General features: G+C 39.8%; 20 protein-coding genes and 1 riboswitch. Of the genes, 4 read left to right on the top strand and 16 right to left on the bottom strand.

Annotated features, from left to right (window positions below; genetic code table 11):
• Positions 1-418 precede the first annotated feature (418 nt).
• The 4 genes from MTCD1_RS03505 to MTCD1_RS03490 all read right to left on the bottom strand — a co-directional run bounded on the left by MTCD1_RS03505 (position 419) and on the right by MTCD1_RS03490 (position 4,948).
• A complete protein-coding gene (locus MTCD1_RS03505; protein WP_057179330.1) occupies positions 419-2,320 on the bottom strand; it encodes a methyl-accepting chemotaxis protein in 1,902 nt (633 codons plus the stop codon).
• 320 nt (positions 2,321-2,640) lie between these two features.
• A complete protein-coding gene (locus MTCD1_RS03500) occupies positions 2,641-2,964 on the bottom strand; it encodes a DUF3325 domain-containing protein (RefSeq protein ID WP_057179329.1) in 324 nt (107 codons plus the stop codon).
• The gene (locus MTCD1_RS03495) at positions 2,964-4,628 is read right to left on the bottom strand and encodes a PepSY-associated TM helix domain-containing protein (protein WP_057179328.1); all 1,665 of its coding nucleotides are present in this window, start codon (positions 4,626-4,628) and stop codon (positions 2,964-2,966) included. The genes MTCD1_RS03500 and MTCD1_RS03495 overlap by 1 nt, the downstream gene beginning before the upstream one ends.
• The gene (locus tag MTCD1_RS03490) at positions 4,628-4,948 is read right to left on the bottom strand and encodes a DUF3649 domain-containing protein (RefSeq protein WP_057179327.1); all 321 of its coding nucleotides are present in this window, start codon (positions 4,946-4,948) and stop codon (positions 4,628-4,630) included. The genes MTCD1_RS03495 and MTCD1_RS03490 overlap by 1 nt, the downstream gene beginning before the upstream one ends.
• Positions 4,949-5,167: 219 nt before the next feature.
• Here MTCD1_RS03490 and MTCD1_RS03485 point away from each other — a divergent pair, with 219 nt between their 5' ends.
• A complete protein-coding gene (locus MTCD1_RS03485) occupies positions 5,168-5,848 on the top strand; it encodes a phosphoglycolate phosphatase (RefSeq protein WP_057179326.1) in 681 nt (226 codons plus the stop codon).
• Positions 5,849-5,896: 48 nt separating this feature from the next.
• Here the strand turns inward: MTCD1_RS03485 and MTCD1_RS03480 are convergent, their stop codons facing one another.
• The 3 genes from MTCD1_RS03480 to MTCD1_RS03470 form a co-directional block, all read right to left on the bottom strand.
• Positions 5,897-7,381 (bottom strand): FAD-dependent oxidoreductase, encoded by a 1,485-nt coding sequence (locus tag MTCD1_RS03480; protein ID WP_057179325.1) that lies wholly within the window; start codon positions 7,379-7,381, stop codon positions 5,897-5,899.
• A gap of 136 nt (positions 7,382-7,517) precedes the next feature.
• On the bottom strand, positions 7,518-7,733 hold the full coding sequence (locus MTCD1_RS03475) for a cysteine-rich CWC family protein (protein ID WP_082606379.1): 216 nt from the start codon (positions 7,731-7,733) through the stop codon (positions 7,518-7,520).
• Positions 7,734-7,908: 175 nt separating this feature from the next.
• Positions 7,909-8,715, bottom strand: coding sequence for a PEP-CTERM sorting domain-containing protein (locus tag MTCD1_RS03470; RefSeq protein ID WP_057179324.1), 807 nt, complete (start codon positions 8,713-8,715; stop codon positions 7,909-7,911).
• Positions 8,716-9,096: 381 nt separating this feature from the next.
• Here MTCD1_RS03470 and prsT point away from each other — a divergent pair, with 381 nt between their 5' ends.
• Entirely contained in the window at positions 9,097-11,892 is a 2,796-nt protein-coding gene (gene prsT / locus MTCD1_RS03465) for an XrtA/PEP-CTERM system TPR-repeat protein PrsT (protein ID WP_057179323.1), read from the top strand.
• Between the two features lie 78 nt (positions 11,893-11,970).
• Here prsT and MTCD1_RS03460 read toward each other — a convergent pair whose 3' ends face one another.
• Both MTCD1_RS03460 and MTCD1_RS03455 read right to left on the bottom strand, forming a co-directional pair.
• The gene (locus MTCD1_RS03460) at positions 11,971-12,678 is read right to left on the bottom strand and encodes a lipoate--protein ligase family protein (protein WP_057179322.1); all 708 of its coding nucleotides are present in this window, start codon (positions 12,676-12,678) and stop codon (positions 11,971-11,973) included.
• A gap of 44 nt (positions 12,679-12,722) precedes the next feature.
• Positions 12,723-12,929, bottom strand: a complete 207-nt coding sequence (locus MTCD1_RS03455; protein WP_057179321.1) for an AbrB/MazE/SpoVT family DNA-binding domain-containing protein — start codon at positions 12,927-12,929, stop codon at positions 12,723-12,725.
• 505 nt (positions 12,930-13,434) lie between these two features.
• Between MTCD1_RS03455 and MTCD1_RS03450 the strand changes: the two genes are divergently transcribed.
• Positions 13,435-14,286 (top strand): delta-class carbonic anhydrase, encoded by an 852-nt coding sequence (locus tag MTCD1_RS03450; protein ID WP_057179320.1) that lies wholly within the window; start codon positions 13,435-13,437, stop codon positions 14,284-14,286.
• A 123-nt stretch (positions 14,287-14,409) separates the two neighbouring features.
• Here the strand turns inward: MTCD1_RS03450 and MTCD1_RS03445 are convergent, their stop codons facing one another.
• A complete protein-coding gene (locus MTCD1_RS03445; protein WP_057179319.1) occupies positions 14,410-14,868 on the bottom strand; it encodes a methyltransferase family protein in 459 nt (152 codons plus the stop codon).
• A 339-nt stretch (positions 14,869-15,207) separates the two neighbouring features.
• On the opposite strand from MTCD1_RS03445, the gene MTCD1_RS03440 reads away from it, so the two are divergent.
• Complete coding sequence (locus MTCD1_RS03440; protein WP_057179318.1) at positions 15,208-15,873, top strand: PEP-CTERM sorting domain-containing protein; 666 nt, start codon at positions 15,208-15,210, stop codon at positions 15,871-15,873.
• Between the two features lie 326 nt (positions 15,874-16,199).
• On the opposite strand, the gene MTCD1_RS03435 is transcribed toward MTCD1_RS03440, so the two are convergent.
• From MTCD1_RS03435 to thiC, 6 genes are all read right to left on the bottom strand, one after another.
• Entirely contained in the window at positions 16,200-17,306 is a 1,107-nt protein-coding gene (locus tag MTCD1_RS03435) for a multicopper oxidase domain-containing protein (protein ID WP_057179317.1), read from the bottom strand.
• Positions 17,307-17,436: 130 nt separating this feature from the next.
• Complete coding sequence (gene thiE / locus MTCD1_RS03430) at positions 17,437-19,056, bottom strand: thiamine phosphate synthase (RefSeq protein WP_057179316.1); 1,620 nt, start codon at positions 19,054-19,056, stop codon at positions 17,437-17,439.
• Positions 19,057-19,379: 323 nt separating this feature from the next.
• The gene (locus MTCD1_RS03425) at positions 19,380-20,174 is read right to left on the bottom strand and encodes a thiazole synthase (protein WP_057179315.1); all 795 of its coding nucleotides are present in this window, start codon (positions 20,172-20,174) and stop codon (positions 19,380-19,382) included.
• Between the two features lie 5 nt (positions 20,175-20,179).
• Positions 20,180-20,392: a sulfur carrier protein ThiS gene (gene thiS / locus MTCD1_RS03420; protein ID WP_057179314.1), complete on the bottom strand. Its 213-nt coding sequence runs from the start codon at positions 20,390-20,392 to the stop codon at positions 20,180-20,182.
• Between the two features lie 60 nt (positions 20,393-20,452).
• Positions 20,453-21,637 (bottom strand): FAD-dependent oxidoreductase, encoded by a 1,185-nt coding sequence (locus MTCD1_RS03415; RefSeq protein ID WP_057179313.1) that lies wholly within the window; start codon positions 21,635-21,637, stop codon positions 20,453-20,455.
• Between the two features lie 115 nt (positions 21,638-21,752).
• On the bottom strand, positions 21,753-23,729 hold the full coding sequence (gene thiC / locus MTCD1_RS03410; protein WP_057179312.1) for a phosphomethylpyrimidine synthase ThiC: 1,977 nt from the start codon (positions 23,727-23,729) through the stop codon (positions 21,753-21,755).
• A 114-nt stretch (positions 23,730-23,843) separates the two neighbouring features.
• Positions 23,844-23,941, bottom strand: a riboswitch (TPP riboswitch).
• Positions 23,942-24,002: the final 61 nt, after the last annotated feature.

Genomic DNA, 24,002 nt, shown 5'->3' with positions numbered 1-24,002 from the left:
CTCTAAATTTCAACTAAGTATCGAGCCAAACCACCTGAAGATACTGGTTCCTACCTGTCCAACGAGGACACATTTTCAATCAGCTTGGCAATACATCAACCAATAGCCGCATATGTTAAGCAAGTGCTCAACAATTAGCAACACACTAGGGGGCAATAATCGATTTCACCGAGGAAAATAAAGTGCCGGTTTTAGCTTAACTATGATGAACTAAGACTTAACCAATGAAGTGTGACTAGCCTAAGGTTTGAGATTATCAATCACCACAGAAGATTGAATACCAAGAGCATATTTATACGATAAAGCCCCCTGCCCTCAAATACATCCAAGCAACCTAACACAGGGGGAATTGATTTGAGTTAACCACCCCGAAATATTTGAGCCTTAGGCACACACTCAGTCCTTGAGTTGTAGTTCATTAACTTGTGAGGGTAAACTTTAAGACACGAAGGCCAAGTTGATCAGACAAGTGTTGTAATTGCTCACTAGACACTGATATTGTCTCAGACAAGTTAGCCGTATTCCTTGCTACTTCAGCAATTGACATCAAATTACGATTAATTTCGTGTACAACCCTAGACTGCTGCTCAGCGGCACTCGCTATTTGTCGATTCATATTATTAACAGCTTCACTGGAATTTTTTATGTCAGTTAATGCTAGCTCGACGTTATTGGTATTTTCAACACTGGTTTCTGCCTGAGTTTTGCCTAATTGCATTGCGGTTACCGCATCTGCTGCTAATGATTGTAAGCGAGTTACCACATTTTCTATTTCAAGTGTTGATTCAGCTGAACGTTTGGCGAGAGTTCTTACTTCATCGGCGACCACGGCAAAACCACGCCCTTGCTCTCCCGCCCTGGCGGCTTCGATAGCAGCATTAAGGGCAAGTAGATTGGTCTGATCGGCAATACTGCGTATATCGTTGAGCATGGCCTCAATATTATTACTTTCTTTACTTAAATTTTGAATTATCGTGCCAGAATTTTCAATGTCAGCGACAAGTTTGCTAAAACTTTTTCTATTTTCTTTGACCAGTTGATGCCCACGAGATGAAGCTTGCTCGGCAGACGATGAGGTTTTAGCGGCTTCTAAAGCATTAAACGCAACTTCAGCAACAGAATCACTGACTTGAGTCATGGCCGATACGACCAGTTCGCTGTCGCTTAACTGGCGATTAACACCGGCTAAAGTATGCTCGCTTGATACTTTTAAATCTTTAGATGCTTGTGCTAGCTCTAGCGAGGAGTTTTTTACTTCCGTCATCAAGCAATCAAACTCAGCCATCATGTCATTATAAGTTTTTGCCATTGTGCTAATTTCATCATTACCCGAAATCGACGCCCGCAAGCTTAAATCTTTTGAACTTGCCGCTAAAGTCATTAGCTTAGATAAATCAGTAATACGTTTTGAAATACCATTGGCTATAATAATTAGTGCCAACATGACTAATATGATTAAGCAAAGACCGACTACTATGTCGTTTAACTGTTTTTTAGCCATATATTGTTCAATATTTTCAATAGAAAATTGTCTAAATGATTTTAATAGGGTTTCACTTTGATGAATGATCGCCCTCATTTCCCCAAGAACACCTTGATTGCTCGTTAAACCAAATTTCTGTTCAGCCCGCACTAGCTGGATAAATTGTTGTTGATAATTATCTAAGGCTATATTTGCTTCTTCCTTAAAATCACGGTCAATTCTGCTATTGGTTAGTTTAGTACGCATAATATCTATACGTTTATTAAACTTTTCAACATAGTTGATATCGCGTCTTAACATGAAATCTTTTTCATGTCGGCGTAGCATCAACATAGTGCGCATTAAGCTATGGATCTGTAAACTTTCACCTGCTAATTTTTCACGCGCTATCAGTAAATTTTCAATGTGATGTACTTCATTTCTTAATGAACCATACAAACCGTCTTTAGCATGAAGGCCAACTATTTGTTGCTGCTTCACCAGCATAGAAAATTTGTCGCGGTAACTTACTAACACCCTTTTAAGCTCATCAATCTGTTGATTCGCAATATCAACGGACAATAGCTGTTGCTCTACTTGAGCGAGAGTAAGGGTGATTTTGCTGAATGTTTGCGTAAACTTGGTTAAATATTTAATATTTTTTCTGGCGATAAAATCTTTTTCATGGCGCCGCAACATTAACATTTCAGCTTCAAGTTGCACGGTTTGTCGAGAGATATTGTTGAATTTTACCAAGGTTGCCGTGGCTAAATAATTATAAGTGATCAATATCACAAAACCTATTGCCGCTAATATTGCTAATAAACCCAACTTCCATTTTATATTCAAACGATCCATAGCAAGTTCCTTAAGGATCTGTATTTGTTACAGAATGATGATTATTGTGTTTCGATAATACGACAGTTTTGTTACAGTTTTATTACACCACAAGCTCAGGATTTATATAATTTTATCTAAAAGTAACAAATAACTGCCGTGTTTTTAGTACAGTTAAAATGAAGTTAATTAGACTTAGTGGTAATGATCAAACAAGGCGGCGCCGCTGCTGCTGCAAAAGAGTTATCCCATCAGGCAAAGCAATGACAAGAGATGTTAAAACGCTTTAAGTTAATGGCATAGTCACTGGCAAAGACCAAGCTTGATAAAAAGCATTACGGCTAGCCGATGAAGATACTAATGCTCGCGAGTAACGAGATAACAATGGCTAATGGCGGCACTATTTTCGCTCGGTAGGTTAATAACAATATCAGTAATAAAATCGCTATGGTCAGTGCGCCAAATAACAATGCTGGGCCAATAGACCAACCAAACAGTTCGACACTTAAATAGGCCGTGAACGACAATAATAGCCAAGCCAATGGTCGTAAAAATCGCACCACAAGGCTAGAAACCTGATGCGCTAATACCTGCTCTCTATGTTTACTCATGGCTAAACAAAACAGCACCATGGCAGAAAAACTTAAGCTGGTTAACACTAACATTAGCACTGTTCCTTATGCGCTTGCTGCACTGGCAATAAGCTGCCACTAGTTGCAGGTAATTGCGCTTTACCCTGTTTTACTCTTTGTTTACTTGACTGCGTACTTGGCCGCTTACTTGAATTGTTACTTACTTGTAAGGCTTTAACTTTATAAGCGGCAAAGGCAAAACAGCTACCAACCAATAGTAAGGTTAAATCAAAGCCGGCTAGATTCCAGTCTTGCTTACTAAGGCTATTAAATAAGTGCTTATCTGTGGTTAGTGCATTCACTAACGGTAGCGCCAAATAAACTAGGGCCGCCAATTGTAATTGCTCAGACCAAGCTTTAGCCGCTGGCCGAAACGCTGGATAACTTAATAATATTGCCCAGCTAATAAACATCACATGTGCTTCCCAGGCCGCACGTCCAACCATATCAAGGGGTAATAAGCGATTGGCATAAAAATATAAGGCGATGGCAATAGGTAAACCAACAATGGTACCGATATTTAATTGCTCAACCAGGCGATAGCCAAAATCAGGGCCATTAGGCTTTTTCATCTGTTGAGGTTTACGCTTGGTGGTCCACAAGATTAAACCTGAAGCAATCATCGCTGTGCCGATAAGGCCGGTGAAGAAATATATCCAGCGGGCTATGGCTCCAGCAAACTGGCCTTCATGCAAAGAGATAAAGCCATTATGAATCATACCTGCGGCAGTATACTCTTTAGGTTGCTGCGTTATAACTTCGCCAGTAACAGCGCTTATCATCACTTCATCGGCAGGATTATAAGTAATGTCGGTTTCATGACGAACAAACAATACCTGAGCATTAACATCGTTAGCAGCAAACATTTCTACGTAACTTAATTCATCCCCTTGCCAAGCCGTTTTGACCTGCTGATATAGTGTTGAAATATCTAACATATCAGCAGCTTGGTTTGCTTTTTCTAAATGGGCGGTACGCGGATATATCTCTTTGCGCATTGCACTATATTCATCTTCATTGGTTTGTAAGTTGCTACTTAACACCATATAAGTAAAGAGGAAGAACAGTAAACCGCTATAGGTGATCATAAAGTGAAATGGTAGGGCTATAACACTTAAGACATTGTGAATATCTAACCAGCCAGGTAAGACTTTTTTCGCTCTGAAAGTAAAAAAGTCGCTGAATATTTTTTTATGAATAACCACGCCGGTAATAACCGCAAGTAACATCAGCATAGAACAAAAGCCAACTAACCAATAGCTGATATCGGTTGATAAATAGTGCAAGCGATAGTGCATTCGATATAGTAACCGACCACCGCCCGTAGCTCTGCTTTCGACCTTTTCTCCTGTCGTTATATCCAATACTTTTGTTATGTATTGACCTCTTTTTTTTCCTGGTTCAGGCTCATGTCGCCAACCGACACGTAAATTTTGATCACGGGAATTGGGTAAATAAATATCCCATTCATCAATACCTGCAGCATGTTTATTAAGGTATCTCTGCGCAGTGTCGATTAACTTTTCATTGCTAATATTATGTACAATAAATGGTCTTTCAGGCTCCATCCACCGGGTGATTTCCTGATAGAAATAACCCAAAGTGCCCGTTAGAAACATAAAAAATAACATCCAACCGACAATAAGGCCAACCCAGGTATGCAACCACTTCATTGATTGTCTAAAGTTATCTTTCATCAGCTAGTTACACCAGTAAACTGCATCAAAAACCAAGTTGCGACGGTAAAGAAAATAGTTAACTTGATTAAGCCTAACCAGGCTTTACTTACACTTGCGACTGAAAAAACCCACATAGCGGCGCAGGCATAAACGATAAAAGTCAGCATCAAGCCTATATGAATGGCTTGGTATTTCCCTACTGCATGCAAAAGTATCTGACTAACAAAAAGTGAACTGGATGTTGCTAAGACATAGCCGCCAAAAAGAGCGGCGAATACCCGAGAGACCAAGGGCCAATGCGGACTAGATAAATGTAATTTATTGATAAGGTAAGGCACAATTATTCCATAGTCATTGAGCGAAGATATGTTCTTCGATAAACTAGACAAGTTATTGCCACATCATACACACAAATATAAATAGAAACCATTCTCATTATCAGGGTGACGTCGAAAAACCACACTCGCTTGATGGAATCAACAAATTGCTTGCTAGATTCATGTAAAAATGCAATTTATGGTACATTAGTGGACAATTATCATTGAAAAGAGCTGCCAGTGAATATTCAACAAAAAAACGTCCTATTATTCGACCTTGATGGCACTTTAGTTGATAGTGCGCCAGATCTCGCCTTAGCGCTAAATAAAACCCTACGACAGTTAAAACAGACTGAATATAGTCAACAAACGATTCGTCATTGGGTCGGTAATGGTGCCAAGACATTAGTTGAACGGGGATTATCTGGCTCAGCAAATATTAGTGAGCAATTAGAGCCGGCACTGGTAAATGACGCTTTAGGCATTTTTCTCCAGCATTACCAAGATGGCTTGTGCATTGAGTCAACCCTGTATGACGATGTAAAAGAAGGCTTATTAATATTAAAAAGCTCGGGTTTTCGCTTGGCTATCATTACCAACAAACCCGCCGTCTTTATCCAACCTATTTTATCGGCTTTAGGTATAGGTGGACTCTTTGAAATCCTCATTGGTGGTGATACTTTGACTGAGAGAAAACCCCACCCTGCCCCGTTAAATTATGCCTTAGAGCAACTTAAAGTGACCGCCGAGCAGTGTTTAATGATTGGCGATTCTAAAAACGATATCTTAGCGGCGAAAGCTGCCAACATAGACAGTGTCGGCTTAACTTATGGTTATAACTATGGTGAAGATATTGCTACATATCAGCCACAGTGGTGCTTTGACACTTTTAACGAACTACTGGCAGCCCTGCAGCGTTAACACTCGCTAATTTACTATTACTTACGTTAACTTACTCTAGGCAGGGCGCTACAGGTTCTTTGCCAAAGCAATAGGGTAATCACGCTGTTTGGCTAAGGCTATAGCATGTTCAGTGACTTCGGCAGCAGAACATTGCAGGCTTATGGGGAAATAGTGTTCCGTTAAATATTTGCCCAGCTCTAACTCGGCAACTAAGCCGCACTCGACTAGGTTTTTCAATATAGCATCGGCAGCGGCTAAGGCCGATGAGGCTTTAACAATTTCTGCGCGGGCGTAATGTTGACCATAAAAAGAGACATCAGCAGTACGTAAATCTGCATCTTCTCCTGGGATTTGCTGAGCACCAAATAACGGCTTTGCCGCTACCACTGCTGTGCTAAAAGCGGGGATAAACTGGGCAATATGGGCAATAGACCCTAAGGTTCTATTACTTATCAGCTGCTCAGGCCACTGTTTATCAATTTTTTCGATAAATCGTGGTGCTAATTTTGGCTGGGCACTTTGCTGACAACTGGCCACTAGGCCTTGGTCAAACAGGGTAATGTCTTGGGTCATACCATGTAGTTGAAAATAGCCATCTGGGTATGGCGTTAATTGCGCCATCCCTTGCGGAGTACCGCGCTCGCCATAAAAGACAACCTCAGGCCATAAGCCTTGGCATTTAGACCAATGAGCAACATAAGCGGCTTTAAACTCCACCATACGTTGCCGCTTAGCACTTACCATGTCATCAATTTCACCACTTTTAAAACCACAGGCATTAATCACATAATCATAATACTGATGGCTAATAACTTGGCTCTGTTGGTGCTGAGTTGACACTTGCCAACCTAAAGAATTTTCTTGCTTAGTAATAGCGATAACTTGGCTGTTAGTATGTAAATGACAGCTGGGCAAACGCGCTATCGCTAAATTGGTAATAGCAGCAAAACGAAATGCTGATAAGCCATATTCTTGTACTAACAGCACTGGAAATTTAAGACTGTCTAATTCAACATGCTGGGCAAAGGCGACTAACCAATCACTGTCATTTTTTGCCACGCTTGGTAATGGTATATCAAGCAGTGCATCAAGCTCTGCCCGCGAGTAAAACCGAAAGTAATGCTCTGGTTCACCTAGTACCTTGTTGCTCTCATCTTGAGCCACTAGCTCAGCATATCTGGCGCGTAATTTTTCTAGGCGAGGTAATAGATCTTCTGGTTGGCCATGATCCGTTTTAGGCAGCGCAATAAGTGTCGGGCGTATATTGACACTGTGTGGATATACTTTCACGGTATCTATCGATTGCTGTAATAAAGTAAGACACTGCTGATCACAAATCTCACGATACAAGTTACCGCCAGCATGTAAATGGCAAATAGGTGGGCCATTGACTAAACTGGGGCCTTTTTCTATCAGTGTGGTGTCTAAGCCGAGTTCAGCAAATCGTAAAGCTATGGTGGAGCCAGCAACACCACCACCAATAATGGCAATTTTAGCCTTTGAGCTTAGTATTGATTGATTTACTGCTGGGCTTGCTTGGGATTTATTCATAAAGGTAACAAGATAATGCTTTCATAGGGGGATTTTACTATCCTGAGCGTTACTTTCGTAGTGCTAAAAGATAAATAATTATTATTCGTAGGTGTTTTTATTTTTACAGCGAATAAAACAGGTGTCATAAAAACTGTTACTCGGCACTATGATTTAACGTTTGTTGCTGTAGATGACCTCTAATACAAGCATTACAGACACAACTTATGTTTCTAAGATGAGTAGGAATCTTTGCCAAAAGTGCTTCAGCTACTTGGCTATTCATACACCAGCAACCACTGTTAGCGTTAACATCGCAACGATTATTTTGCTGACATAAAGGGCAAATACTATCATCATTTTTAGATGTCATAAAAGTTCAGTAAATATGTGTGTTAGGGGTAATAGCAAACGGTGATATTAACAGCTTTACCCGTGTTAGTACGTGTTTTAATGCGTATTTTAGCGCATAAAAAAACGACCCTTAGGTCGTTTTTTTTCATTCATTTTTGTATCTACAACTTACCTAAGCTACATACACTCATGAACTAGGCAGAAAAATCATTTGCTTTTTTGCTGCGGATTTTAGCCATAAAAGCAAAGGCTAATAACATAAGTAACCCTGTTGCTGGCTCTGGCACACTAGTAGGACGATTAACACTAACTACACCAGCAACGATATCATTGGCACAAGACATGGCCCAACTAAAGGCTAATTGTGAAGCATTTTGAAAAGCATCAATGCCACTGACGTTAAAGCTAAAACTGATCACATCATAATTATCATAATTAGCACCCGTGTTTTGTCTATCAACAGACCAAGCACTTTGTTGACCTGTACCTGGAACGATATCTCCAGCCATGACTTGGCCCTCTTGTACGCTGCTAGAATTATTATGAAATTCTTTTGCCGTTAACGTAGAGCTGATTTCAGTTAAAGTACCGGTATTATCCCAGTGACTCTTTTCCCAATATTTCTGACGTTGTCTATCCGCATCAGACAAAACAAAAGCATAGTCAAAAGGTGAATTAGCACCATCAGTGCCAATAAGTAAATCACCTAAAACAATGTTGCCATTAGATTTCCATTGCCAATCTGAATCATATTGCCAACTTGAACCAGTACTATATTCATTATTGTAATCAACAAAGTTGGTATAAATATCAATAGTAATTAAACCGTCACTTGCCCATTTTACATCCATTTTGTCAATTTCATATTTCCAACCACCAACGGCATCATTATTTGCATCATCAATCGTGGTATTAACAAAAAAATCAGCGGCGAATAAATTAGCCGATGAAAATAAAGCAGTTACTGCAAGAATTTTAAATACATTTTTAATTAAAGTCATAGTCTTAATACTTTATCGCTTTGAGAGTTAATTACCGGTTAACCCGCCATTTATAGCAGTTTAACCATTTTCTTATATTACATAATACAGTAAGCAATTATCGTACCATAAATTCAATGTCGCCATTTAACAACACCTTAAGCATGTTACCTTGTTGAGTTCAGCGGGTAAAGTTTTCTGGTGTAAAAAAAACCGACAATCATTGTTAAATTTTTGCTAATTAATTTATATAAATGTTTTTTAACTAAGTCACTATCAATGTTACTATTTTAATAATTAATGTCTTGCAATAGATTTACAGTTAAACCTCAGGCAAAGCACCTAGTAAAGTAAACTAGTATGCATACCCCCCTAAAAACAGATTATTAAAATCGGTATAACATGAATATAAATAATAGCTTAATAGTTGCTTTACTCTCTCTCTCGTTCATTACACCTTTAACATTGGCAAACGAAAATCTTGATGCCAGTTATGAACAAGCCTTAATTGCTTTTCAAAATGATGAGTTTGCTAGTGCTATTATCCATTTAAAAAATATTATCCAAGCCAACCCTACACATATGCCATCGCGGGTGTTAATGGCACAAATACTCATAACTCAAGGCAATGGCTCGGCAGCACAAATAGAACTCGATCGAGCCAGAGATGGCAAGGTTGATAACGACCGATTAATTACCTTGTACGGGCAAGCTTACCTTTTACAAGGAAAATATGACCAAGCGTTAGAAATAGCGCAACTTGGTCAGCGTAACAAGCAAATTGAAAATGAGTTATTACTCATTAGAGGACAAGCATTTATTGGCAAAAAACAATATAAACTAGCTGATAAAGCGTTTATTGCCGCACTCAGTATGAAACCTAAAAACCAGATAGCCTTATTAGGTAGAGCACAAATTGCTTTTCAAGAGTCCAACGTTAATAAAGCACTCGCTTACATTGATTTATCTCTTAGCAGTGTTAAACCATTTATCAATGGTTGGGTATTAAAAGCTAAAATATTACATCGCTTAGGCGATCGCCAAGGGGCATTACTTGCTATTAATGAAGCGCTCAAGATTAATGATAAACACTTGTCCGCTCGTTTAACCATAGCTATGCTGCACATTGAGTTGCAAGAGTATCAACAAGCCGTTGCCCATGTGGATTTTATTCTGGCGGAAATTCCCAATGAACCGAGAGCGGGTTATTTAAAAGCCATTATCAATGCCAGCATGCCGAATAATAATAATGCTGCTAACAACAAACTCACCGAGGTAATCGCCACCTTATCCGCAGTACCACCTGAGGTGATGAAAAACACCCCTGATTATTATTTTTTAGCTGGACTGACCAATTTTCAATTTGGTAACTTAAATGATGCCCATCGCTACCTAAGCTATTACCTTAATTATGTTGAGTATGATATTGATACTGTACGCATGCTCGCCAGTATTGAAATACAACAAGGCGATTTAAATTCTGCCCGTCACTTACTCATCAAAACCAATGTTGCTCGTCCAGGTAATGCTGATATTTTAACACTGCTTGGCTTAACCTACTTACAATTAGAAGATAGTGCCAAGGCACAATTTTACTTTGAAAAAGTAGTGGATAGTTACCCCAATTCTACCGTTAGCGTAAGTAACTTGGCGCGCAGTAAAATGCAATCTGGCGATTATAAAGCAGCCATAGAGGCCTTATCAGCCATTAAAGATAATAAAATTAATGGCACACAAATAAAATTACTCTTGATTGATGCCTATCAAAATACCCAAAAATATCCTTTAGCTATCGATATTGCCAAATCCTTGGTAGCAGAATTCCCCCAAGATAGCTTTTTTCAGCAACGCCTAGGCATGCTCTATGGCTTAAACAGAGAACTCGCGTCAGCAAGAGCGGCCTTTGAGCAAGCTTTGGTGTTAGATAAGGCAAATATTATTGCTATGGTGCATTTAGCTCGCATGGATAATATTATGGGTGACTATGATAAAGCACTGAGCTTCTTGGAAACTAAATTAGCCTTGTTTGATAAAAATATTTTACTGATGACCGAAATTTCTGACAGTTATTTATTCAAAAAAGATATTGAAAATGCCCAACTTTGGATACAAAAGTCATACGCACAAGATCCTAATGATTTTTATGTGGTGCTCAAGTTAAGCCGAATTTTAGTTAAACAAAACCAGCTTGATGCAGCCATAGATTTAATTGATGAATTTATTGGTCATAACGCTAAAGAGCCACAAGCGCTACTTACCCTAGCAAAATTGTATCAACAACAAAATAAACACCCGCAAGCGGTACTGGCATTAAGAGAATATGTGGAAAAATCTCGTCGTAAAGAAAAAGCACTGATTGTTTTAGCGAAAGCGCAATTACAAGCCAAAGATAATATTGGCGCAGTAAGGTCTTATAAAAAGGCCATCATCGCCGATGATAAATATCTACCTGCTTATATAGGGTTGGTTAACCTGACTATTAAAAACAAAAATAAAGCATTTGCCTTAAGTTTGATCTCATCCATTGGCGATATAACCCAGAGTACTAGCCTAACAGCAGTATTTAAAGGTGATTTATACCTTGCCTTAGGTGATCACAAACAATCGATAAAATTTTATCAAAGTGCGCTAAATAAATCTGCTCAAAAGCAAGCCATACTGGGTTTATACCGCAACTATCAGCAACAAGAGCAAGTAAGTAAAGCCATCAAGCCATTGCAGCAATGGTTAAAGAGCTACCCCAATGACATGTTAGTCGCCATCGCTCTTGCGGATAGCTATAAAGGCAGTAAACAATTAACCAAGGCGGCTGAACATTACCAGGCATTAATGGTGAAGTTTGGGCCATTACCTATTTTATTAAATAATGCCGCCAGCATTGAATTTACTCTCGGCAATACCGAGAAAGCCAAGCAATATGCTCAACAAGCCTATGATTATTTACCCGAAAATGTCGCTATTATTGATACCCTTGCTTGGATTAAAAGTCGGTTGGGTGAACACCAACAAGCGATTGCCTTATTTCGTCTCGCCCTTAGCAAAGACTTTGATAACGCCGAAGTAAAATACCACATTGCAGTAACCCTCTATGCCTTATCAAGAGAAGTAGAAGCAAAGAAGTATTTAATTGAAGCCATTGATAGTGAACAAACTTTCCCGGAAAAAACAGCTGCTGGTGCTCTGTTAAAACAATGGTAGCGCGTTAACTTTACCGAGCTTTATTTACAGCTAAAAAATGGCACTTAGCACAGCATAAAGCTAATTAACCTGACGGTTTTATCGATATAAAGCACTATCGACAAAAGCTTGCGTAAGCTGCTGATATAATTTATCTATTGTCGGTCGCCCCGTAATCTGTTCAAAAAGCGTGGTATGAACCTGCGCTTTTACTCGCTCTGTTTTAGCAGATAGTTGATAACACAAGTTAACTGGCTTGATGATCTCATCTAATAACACATCAATAAGAATAAAGGCTTGCGCTAACACTATCTTGCCACCGCCTTTTTTCAAGATAACCCGCTGCGCGGTGCCAACAATTTTTTTACCGTTAATATTCATATTGTAATCGCCATCACAGTAGGAAAACTCAGTAGCATGGGTATGGCTTACTAGGTTAAATTGCTGGAAAAAACCTTGTAAAACTGTACATAAGTTTTCATAGGCTTGGGGGATCGAATACGGCGTATCACTTGACCACAGATAAAGGTGCGATAGGTTAATCACACCTGGGCATTGCGGCACAGGTGCACCGCCGGTTTTACGCGCATGCAAAAGCCATTTATCGGCTAATAATTCCGTTTTAAGCGCATCAGATTCAGGCCATTTTTTTCCGGCAGGTAACACCAAGGTAGCTTGCTTAGCTTGCCATAACATTAAGCACTGCTTAAGTTCGCCAGCTTGTATTTGTTTTATAAGCTGTGTTTCTTTATCAAAAACATTAGCAACTGAAATTTGTTGATAGCGTAGCAGCTTATTAGGACTCATATTTACTTCTTCTGGTATTGCTCTTCATATTTAACCGGATATCTTCAGGAGTCTTCCTCATGCATTTGACCGTCAATTAACATCATTTGCTCAGCAGACTTCTCATTATGTTTAGTCAGGCTATAACTGCCATCAAACATATTTTCCAAAAAGATACTTTCCCCTTCACTGGTCTGTAACTGTTTTAACACTTCATAAGGAAGTTCAACCCCCAAACTAGCGCCAACTCTTTGTATTTTTAGTTCAATCATAATAATACTTCCGCTTAATTGCCAGACATTATCACGGTTATAGAGCAATGCTATAACTCAATGCTGGGCACTCGATGTAATTAAAATTATAGCTGGCTATTGTCGGGGCACAAACCCGAGCTAACATCACGAAAGGCATTAACTACTTTTGAGCAGTAGCCTTACAGCCATCAAAAAGTCGGTTACAAATTTTAACACGTTAGGCAGGGTATGCTTGGCTTGTGCTAGTGTCTAGTATCCAGTTTTACTGTAGCATAGTCAGTGGGAAACTTATGATGAAAAGCAAGTAAAAACAAAGCGTAACATTGTTTATCTGGATAATTTACTAAAGGAAATGACTTGTGATTTTGTTATTTACCAGCTATATAATAAAAACGAAGAATAGTTTTGTTTTCATACAATAATCCGTAAAACTACTCCTCTGCTGACTTTAGCGCGTAGGAAAATACTCCAGTAGTACTATTCGTCGTAAGTAACCTGTTAATCAACAATCTTAAGGGAAGACATGAAAACAAATATTATTGCACTGGCTATCGCCACAACCTTAATACCACTAATAGCTTGTGCTGGTAGTGGCCATGACAACGTTGCCGACAGCGTCATTAAAAAGCAACGCGCCATGCTTGAGAAAAATACTGACGGTAAAGGCTTTGGCCCACAATCTCCACGAGATATCGATACCATCAAGGGTAGTAATGCTCGCGCGTTTACTACTGCCCCCGCTTATACTGCTATGAATTTATGTAATATTCACTTCCATAAAAATGCTGAGCATAAAGGGGGTGAGTTTGCTAAATACGCGGGTAATGGTGATGGTCACGGTTTTCAAAGCGGTTTCGTTTACACTGGTAAGCTAACAGCAAAAGAAAGCAGTACTTATAAAAGTAAAGTTTGTCCAAGTAAACATGGCGGCTTATATTCAGGTGATACCATTGAAGTTCATTACGTGCATTCAAGCGCGCAAGTAATGCCTGGGCCAACATTAGGTGCTTGTTTAAGTGAATCAATCATGAACCCACAATTACGCGTAGAAACGCAAGTATATGTATTGGTGAATGATAAAAATGCTTTAGATTTTAGCAAACTCACTAAACATGGTGCTAAAAATGGCTATCAACAAGCATTTAATATTCCAAACAATACCGGTAGTGCCATTCAATATGCGGGTTCAACTACGGGTCCTGGCTACAACGAAAAAGGTTCACCGTTACAAGTTTCTTGGAGCGTACGCCCACAAGTTGCCAAGGTTAACATTGCCACCGTTGGCAAGTGGTGTGAAGGTAATGCCTTTAATGAAGATCACGCTCATGGTGTAAGAAACCTAGTGACCAATACTAAGTTATTATCGGCAATGTAGAATAAGGAAGTTATTATATTTTCTATTATAGGGGAATTGCAGTGATGCACTTCCCCTTTTTTTTGCTATTAATAAGGAAGTTTATTTACTAAATTATAGCCCTAAATTCGTTACATGTAGTCATTATAACCACGGACTAACCTTTGCTTTATAGTCAGAAAATTCTACTTTAAATATCGCCACAAGCGCTCTTTCTTCAGGCACAATTTGAAAGCGTTGAATGTAAACGATATACAAGGCAATTAACGCTATGCCCCAAGCTGATCCTAAATGACTAGCCCAAACAAATAATAATGCAACAAAACCCACATACATGGGATTACGAGTAAATTGATAAACACCCGAAGTAACCAGTGAACTGGCGGTATCAGGCTTGAGCGGATTTACCGTTGTTTTAGCTAATCGAAAAGATATTGCACCAGATAAAGCAAAGAATACGCCTGCGAGAACAAAGCCCGTAACCATCGAATATACTGTAGCAGGTAGCGCTACAGTAGCTGTAAAATTGCTTAAGCCCCACATAGCCACAGCAATTAATAGTGCAACTAATGGTGGTGGTATCTTGTTCTCTAAAAACTTCATTATTATCCTTAATATTTATTACTGTCTATTCAGATGATATTTCATAGCAACTTTATGTTTCAGTAGTTCCATTGTTTTCACCCCATAATGAATGCCTTTATTGATAATGAGAAGCAAGGCCCTACCTATGCTATTCAACTTTATCAATTATATAAAAAAGGTGTCATGATTTTTTACAACACCTATAAAAGTATTCGTTATTAATTTGGATATCTCTGTTAAATAGCCAATTCCAGTAGTACACAGCACACAACGAAACACTTGGTACGTTTTTTGCTTTACAAGCTCAATGGCATTATAATTTAATGCCATTATTTTTATTAATAAGGATATATATAAATGAACAAAGCTTTTTCTAACCTACTAAAAAGTGCTCTAGTTATTGCATCGTTATCTCAGGCAGCACATGCAAACATCCTACCTAGTGACACTGATTTCACTTTTACTTGGACTGCAATTTGTGGTGATTGTAATTCAACGATGGGCCTAACTGATCCAACTCAAAATATCGAAGTGTCTGGCTCTATTGTAATAAATGGTTATACCCCAGGGGAAGCGTTTATTATAGACAATAACAACCTTGTATCATTCTCTTACGATGGTCCATCTATTCATATAGACGCCTTTACATTATTTAATAATAACAATACTGCGGCTAGTAATAGTATTTTGGAATCTGGTATTTTTGCTGTTTCAGGCTCGATAGCTGCTGATCAATCTAGCTTTGAGCTAGACTTTTCCCACACTATATGGGAAAAATCCGGCACAACATATTACGAATATCAACAAGGTTTAAATGCTTACCCATCTAATATGGATATTCACTTTGGACAAGATGGAGCATGGGCCTTTGATATTCAGGGACATCCATGGGATTTTGGTGTAAGTGCAGTTATAGCACCGGCATCAAATTCAGTAACAGATATACCTGAACCAACTACACTTGCTATTTTTGCATTAAGCCTTATGGGTTTAGCATCACGAAAATTAAAAAATAACGCTTAAATATTTTCCGGTCCTTTTAAGCATCTGCCATTTGTCAGGTGCTTTTTTGCTTACGTAGCAAATTTAACCACTCTACTTAGATTGAGCAAGCATCAAAAAAAATACCTTTTGGTGAGTTTTCGGATTCAGTTATCGCAGTAACTACAGTAATACTATTTACTCCTGTTACTCGCAATAAGCTAGTTATAGAGCAAAGCTGTCATTTAATATTTTTCTCACTCAGTTTTTCACAAAGCACTATGCGTATGTTAGCCAGTAGTAGCTCACGGTAAGTAGGACGGTAGCAATAAAAAATCGCTGCTGCCCCACTAGTTATATAATACCTGTTATTTTGCCAACACTTGATAAAGTGCCGTCATACCGGCAGCGATATGATCATTAACATGACAGTGATACATCCAAATGCCCGGATTATTAACCGTCATATCTAAGGTTTTCATCGACGCTGGCAATAATTCCACCACATCAGTTCTATGGCCATTGATCAAACCGGTATGACCATGCCAATGCGGGGTATGTAAATCAACTTCTGTGCCTAAGGCAATTAAATGCCAACGCACTTTTTCACCCTCAACCATGGTTAAACCAGGTAAGTTCGCAAACAGGTAACCGTTAATCATATGCATCAGGTTACCTTCAACAAAATCTTCATCCTCAGTAATGTCATCGCTGGCCGGAGCGGTCAGGTAATTTTTGATATTATCGGCTAAAAACCAGCTTTCATTTTCATTCATCACTGTATATAGATTGATAAACTCACGGTCAACATCTTTAGGTGAGCCATCAGCCTTAGCCATGCCTTTAGCAGTGATGACAATAGCGCCAATCAAGCCGGTATTAGAATCTCTGATGCTGTTAACATGAGAATGATAAACCCAGACTACCGAGCTAGTATCTGCTGGTCCTGGACCTGCAGTTTCTGGCACTTGCCAGTTATACGTATAAGTTTGCCCTGGCATCACTCGATCATCTAAATTATCCTTGCCCGAGGTACCGTCGTTGGTCGGAGAGCCTTCATTGGCCTTGTCGTAAAATACGCCGTGGGGATGAATGGTATACGGACGGGTGCCGTTATTTTTAAAGACGACTTTGATGGTATCGCCCACTTCGGCACGAAACAATGGTCCCAATAAACCCAAATGCTGCTCACTGGCTGGGCGTGCTTTTAACTGGCTAAAAGAAGCATCGGTATATTCACGATAAAGCGCTTTTTTATACTTGCTACCAATGGTATTTTCACTCGCTTTAACAAATACTTGCTGCTCTGGCATTAACGGCATATCCATCATTAAATTATGATGTTTTTCTGCATATTGCCATTCAATTTCGTCGGCAGCGACATAATAAAGTCGCTCAACAGCAACGGCTTGAAATGAAAATAAAGTCGCTAAAATCACGGTCAAACGACAGAGAAGAGATATGATGGTATTCATCTATTTATACTGCTAATTAATTAGAATTGCCCCCATAATAGCAAATACGAATAATTATCAATAGTACTTTATAAACTGTTAAAGCATAAATATGCCCAAGTAAGCTAGGGTGCGGGGTAAACTCAACGTTCTACCCCTTAACAATGATCTGTTCAAATGCTGCTACTGCTTGCTCTGGAGTTATGCCGTGTGATTGTTCCGCTTCAGTGATCGCAGTAACTACGGCAATGCTCTCGACACCAGTGGCAACTACGTCTATTGCCCGTTCAAGATTAATACCACCAATGGCAACCACTGGGATCTGCCAAGCATTTTCTGCTGGTCGCAAACTTAACACTTGCCTTAAGTTATCTAGCCCTTGGATTTGCCCAGTCATGTCTTTAGTTTTGGTCGGAAAAATTGCCCCTATGGCTAAATAAGACGGCTGTAATTGTTGCGCTAATATAAACTCATAACAACCATGAGTGCTGATACCTAAACGTATGCCAGACCGTTGAATGGCAACTAAGTCAGCATCAGCTAAATCCTCTTGGCCAATATGGACACCATAAGCACCATGTTTTATCGCCAGTTGCCAATAATCATTGATAAACAGGCGAGTACCATAGTTTTTCGCTAACGCTACCGCCGCAATAATCACTTGCTCTAACTCGTTTTCAGTCAAGTTCTTCACCCGTAACTGAATGATTTTCAAACCTAGTGGTAACAAGCGTTTTAACCAATATAATGAGTCAATAACCGGATAAAGACCGAGTATTTCTCCGTTCAAATCAAGTGAGCTAAACGCTGGTAACTCTTGGTATTGCCCACTTAAGTCATCAACAACTTCGGCGAAATGTTGCGCCCTATCGCTGCCATTAAGCGGCCATGCTTGTTGCTCAAAGGCGCCGTAATATTGATGTTTTTGACTAGCACTTACTGGTACTGTTGCCGCCAAACCTTGGTTAATAAAAGCTTTGCTTAGCATAAAGGCATCACGCATTAGATAACCTTGGGCAAGAAAACTCGCTAAGGCGCTGGCAAAACTACAACCGCCGCCATGACTATAATGCGTCGCTAATCGTGGTGAGTTCAGTTGATAACTAATTGTTTGATGCAGTTTTTCTTGGTTGTCTTGCTTCTCGTCACTGAGTTGATTGAGTTGATGATAACAATAATCACGGGCGTGTTTGTCATCAGCATGGCTATGACCACCCTTAATAATGATGCTGTTAATGGCAAAGTCTTGATAGATTTTTTTTGCTAACACCTCGACATCATTTGCCTCTGCTAGCTTAGCTAACTTATCAACACGGGCTAAGATTTTTGCTTCCATCAAGTTAGGGGTGATGACATCAACTATCATCAATAAAGGAGTAAGTTGCTCTAGGCTAAGGCAGCTAAAACTACCACCAACACTGGCTTGGCCAACAGGATCATAAACACTGATTAAGTTGGGCATGATGACTTTAAATTGCTTAAGCAATTTAGCTAGCCAATGAACTTGCTCAACATTAGCCACTAAGCCTATTTTGATCACTGACGGCGGTTTGTCATCAATAAGTAGTGTCGCTTGTTGCTGTAATATTTCAACAGAAACAGCGTTCACCGAGAGCAGCTGCTGAGAATTTTGCACGGTATTAGCGGTAATAAGATGACAAACTTCAACCCCTAAAGCATGACCGGTTTTAATATCGGCGGCTATACCCGCACCACCAGAGCAGTCACTGCCAGAAATAGTCCAGATTATTGGTTTTGGCTTTATAGTCATTTTTATTATTTTCTGCTGTTAATTATTTTAAATAAAAGGGGGTTCATGTATTTGAGTATTGCTAAGTGAACCCACAAGACGCGGTAAATCCATCCATGGACGCTCTACAACATCATCCCTGATGTTGAAGCTTGTGTAATCACATCAGCAAAAATCAAATTATTTTTCAACTTTATTTCTGCTTTTTAAATAACGAAAAAATAGCTTACTAGCGAGTTACACGGCTTGCAGTTGTAGTTCTCAATTACAAGGAAAAGCACGGAGTTGACGTTAATCAATGAGTCCTTTTGACGCCTTAATTTGGCATTACAGCAAAAAGTTATTTAATTCTGATGCCAGAATGGAGTATCGAGCGTCGGCGTTGACGGGTGGGCGGTCTGTCTTTGCTCCATGATACCGGCGACATAACCTTGCTCACCTGCTTGCAGTGCTTGGCCAAAAGCTTTTGCCATCAATACTGGGTTATCTGCCAGTGCCACCGCACTATTGAGTAATACGCCATCATAGCCCATTTCCATCGCTAAACATGCATCAGAGGGTTTACCGATACCGGCATCTAAAATCAAGGTAGCATCAGGTAATCGAAAGCGAATGGTCTCTAGGTTATAAGGGTTCATCAAGCCTTTTCCTGTGCCAATGGGAGAGGCCCAAGGCATAATAACTTGGCAGCCTAAGTCATACAGACGCTGACATACGACTAAGTCATCGGTGCAATACGGCAGTACTTTAAAGCCATCTTTTATCAACTGTTCTGCGGCATACAATAATTCAATAGGATCAGGTTGTAAGTTATAATCGTCACCAATAACCTCTAACTTAATCCAGTCAGTTTGACAAATTTCACGACTCATATGTGCCAAGGTGACCGCTTCTTTCGCTGTTTTGCAGCCGGCTGTATTTGGCAGTAAATGCCCATCAGTTTGTTTTACTATTTCTTGTAAATAACGCCAAATTTGTTGACCCGACTTTTCCGCTGGGTTCTGTCGCTTTAGCGACAGTGTCACCACTTGTGAGCCACTGGCCAAAATCGCTTCTTTCATCACTTGTGGTGACGGATACAAGGCGCTGCCAATCAGTAAACGACTCTCTAATTTTTGTCCGTAGATATTCAATGACATTGAATTTAGCCTCCTTGAATAGGCTGTAAGACATCGAGACTATCACCATTTTTCACCATGGTGGTGTCGTAATCTGTTTTACCAACAAAATCACCGTTAAGTGCCACGGCAAAAGTGCTCTGTTGCGGCTCAATAAAATGCAAAGTTAACGCCGAAGTAATACTAATATGGTTTTCATGGCCTAACGCGTACGCTTTTCCGTTAATATGAATGTTCATAGGAGATTCTTTATATTGATTCTTGTCTAGTTATTATAGGTAACATTTACCGGCAACTATTCATGAGAATAAGTCAGCATAAGGTAAAGCTGTTTCGGTATTATTTATGCTGTTTTCAATAACCGCCAGTGTTTGTTTAAGCACCACGGGGGCTATCAAAAATCCATGGCGAAACAAACCATTTACTTGAATAAGTGTATCTTGCACGGTGATTTTAGGCTGATTATCACTAAAGGCTGGCCTGCATTGGCTAACGTGTTGACGAATATTCGCTTCAGCAAAACCAGGGTGCACACTATAAGCTGCGCTTAATAGTTCCATTGCCGAGCGTACTGTCATAGGTGAATCATCATCGCTTTCAATTTCAGTTGCACCCACCACATAAAAACCTTTGCCCTTGGGCGCAATATAAAGCTGATATCTAGGATGCATCAACCTTACTGGCCGAGAAATATTGACCTCGGGTGCAAACAGCTGAAACAGCTCGCCCCTAACCGAACGTAAGTCCGCTAATGGAGCACAAGCACTATTACTATTATTGTTCGTTGCGCCGGTACCTCGACAATCAATCACTAAATCAAAACTCTGGCTGTGCTTTTCACTTCCTTGAAGGTAGGTCACTTTACTCCTGTGCTCACCGACATCAATACCTACCACCTGGCATTCACTTAACCAGTTAAGCCTATTGCCTGTACTGGCGTGTGGGCTTTCTTTTGCCAACTGCTTACGCAGAGCCACTAATAAACGGCGATTACCCAGTTGCCCTTCTTGTGGCAGGTACAAAGCGTGGTTAAAACTACGGCCTATTTCAGGTTCTAATTCAAGTAATTCAGCTCGATTTAGCGAATATGATACTTGCTCCGGATAGTTGTTTTTTAAGTGCCTAACAAAGCGCTGATAGTCACCTTTATCTTGCTCATGACTGACCATGATGGCGCCAGTTTGTTGAAAAAAGGTATGTTCATGCAAACTATCAAGCAAAGTCGGCCATAAACCTAATGACTCAAAACCCATACTAACAATATTAGGTGAACAATGAAGTGACTCACCTAATGGTGTTAATAAACCTGCGGCAGCATAGGCGGCACTCTGGTGGGCGAGTTTATTATCTTTATCAAATAAAGTAATGGTTACGCTTTGAGACTGTTTTTGTCGAAGCTGTTCACCTCTAAGCTGCTCATTACGAAGTAAGGACAGGGCGAGTAATCGTCCCATCAATCCTGCGCCAACAATGGCAATATTCATGGTTTATCTGCCTAAAATCTTTTTATGTCTAAAGCATAGTATTGACATGCCCGAAGCATTTGTTCGGGCAGTCAATGGATATCCGCTCAGAACCTTCGGATATGACTAGGTTGAGCTAATCAGCAAGTTGGTATAATTTACTACCACTCGCTTTAAATTCAGCAGATTTCTCTTGCATGGCTTTTTCAATAGCTTCATCCGACGTTATCGTTATTGTCTCATCAAGCAATTGAATTTTGATGGCATTTTTATCAAGATTAGCGGCGTACTCTCGTACTTCTTGTGAGATTTTCATTGAACAGAATTTTGGTCCACACATAGAGCAGAAATGCGCTACTTTGCCAGACTCTTGTGGCAAGCTTTCATCATGATAAGCTCTAGCGGTTTCTGGGTCTAAACCAATATTGAATTGATCATACCAACGAAATTCAAAACGCGCTTTAGACATGGCGTTATCACGGATTTGTGCGCCGGGATGACCTTTAGCTAAATCACCAGCATGAGCAGCAATTTTATAAGTCATCAAGCCTTCTTTTACATCTTCTTTATTCGGTAAACCTAAATGCTCTTTTGGTGTCACATAACAAAGCATGGCACAACCGAACCAACCAATATTAGCCGCACCTATACCGGAAGTAATATGATCATAACCTGGGGCTATATCTGTGGTTAATGGCCCTAAGGTGTAGAAAGGTGCTTCATCACAAGCTTCAAGTTGTACTTCCATATTTTCTTTGATCATATGAAGCGGTACGTGGCCTGGACCTTCTATGATGACTTGTACATCATGCTGCCAAGCGATTTTAGTTAGCTCACCTAAGGTGCGTAATTCTGCAAATTGTGCTTCATCGTTAGCATCGGCGATTGAGCCTGGACGTAAACCATCACCGAGTGAAAATGACACATCGTATTGTTTTAAGATTTCACAGATATCTTCAAAATGGGTAAAAAGGAAGTTTTCTTTATGGTGGGCTAAACACCATTTCGCCATAATTGAACCACCACGCGAAACAATACCGGTGACACGTTTTGCTGTCATAGGTACATAACGCAGTAATACACCAGCATGAATAGTAAAGTAATCCACGCCCTGCTCTGCTTGTTCAATTAAAGTATCGCGGAAAATTTCCCAAGTAAGATCTTCGGCGACACCATTTACTTTTTCAAGTGCTTGGTAAATGGGTACTGTGCCAATAGGTACCGGTGAGTTACGCAAAATCCATTCACGGGTTTCATGGATGTTACGACCGGTAGATAAATCCATTACCGTATCTGCGCCCCATTTTGCTGACCAAACCAGTTTTTCTACTTCTTCTTCAATAGAAGAGGTTACTGCTGAGTTACCAATGTTAGCGTTAACTTTAATTAAAAAGTTACGACCAATGATCATAGGCTCACATTCAGGGTGGTTTATGTTTACTGGAATAATGGCACGACCGCGAGCCACTTCATCACGGACAAACTCAGGGGTGATTTGCTCCGGAATGCTAGCACCAAAAGATTCGCCTTTATGTTGCAGCAGTAAGGTGGCATCTTTCACTTCTTCACGTTTTATATTTTCACGAATAGCAATGTATTCCATCTCTGGGGTAATAATACCTTGGCGAGCGTAATGCATTTGCGTAACATTTTTACCTTTTTTAGCGATACGCATTTGAGGTAAATTTTCAAAGCGAATACTGTCAACACCTTCATCGGCAAGGCGTTGTTGCGCGTATTCAGAGCTAGTTGAAGTTAACGGCTCGACATCACCACGGGCGTCAATCCAGCTTTCACGTAAACGTGGAATACCTTTGTGCACGTCAATATCAACATTTTCATCGGTGTAAAAGCCCGAAGTATCATAAACGCATAAAGGTTCATTTTTCTCATAAACGGCAGTATCTTTACTACCACTAATTAAGGTATCAGATAAGGTAATTTCACGCATACCCACTTTGATATCATGGATTTTACCTGCTACATAAACTTTTTTTGAATTAGGAAAAGATTGGTCGGAAACATTTTTTAAAAATGTTTCAGCCGCTGCACGTTTTTCACGTCTAGTTGGTTTTTTTTTGTCTTTTACAGCAGCGTTATTTTGCTCGCTCATGGTCGCACCTGTTTTAAAATTTTTAATAAAATAAAAAAAGGCGGAGTTTTTTAGCTAAAGATGAGGCAAAAAGAGCTTTGTTCTACATGGTAAGCACTAGGCTTGTATGAAAGAAAATTACTCTCTCTTGTTTCCTACGCAGATATTAATCTGATCAGGTTTTACGGATCCCGCTTACGCGATCTCAGCCTTTGGCACTCCGACAAGTATTGTTTTGCTAGCGAGGCTAACAAAACGTGAGCTGATTCTAACGTGGGCATGCACATGTTAGCA

Origin of the sequence: Colwellia marinimaniae, assembly GCF_002207865.1 — a bacterium.
Lineage (GTDB): Bacteria > Pseudomonadota > Gammaproteobacteria > Enterobacterales > Alteromonadaceae > Colwellia > Colwellia marinimaniae.
Note: the sequence above shows the minus strand (reverse complement) of the source record. Positions and strands in the feature narration are given on the sequence as shown.